Here is a 300-nt window from a genome sequence, read left to right on the forward strand (position 1 = left end):
CTTCCAAACTTAGTGAACGGACGAATCGGCTTATGTGCAATATAATGTTTCCATTCATAAACGAGTAGCATGATAATCATTCCAATTCCGAATGAAAGTGTAATAGTAGCACTTTTTGTTATACCATATGCTATAAGTAAATATATAGTAAAGCTAGGTATACTAAACCATACAGGCAAAAACAATAGTTTTAAATCATCTGGATATACATGATGATCATAATGTAATCTTCTTAACATTTGTAATAAAACTACGTTTTTAGGTGGCTTTAAATGGAATAAAAACCGATGTGTCATATAT

General features: G+C 30.0%; 1 protein-coding gene. It reads right to left on the reverse strand.

Annotated features, from left to right (window positions below; genetic code table 11):
• A partial coding sequence (locus tag ACSG5Z_RS30725; protein ID WP_503827192.1) for a sterol desaturase family protein occupies positions 1–300 on the reverse strand: 300 nt, incomplete at both ends.

Source organism: Bacillus pretiosus (genome assembly GCF_051294775.1).
Lineage (GTDB): Bacteria > Bacillota > Bacilli > Bacillales > Bacillaceae_G > Bacillus_A > Bacillus_A wiedmannii.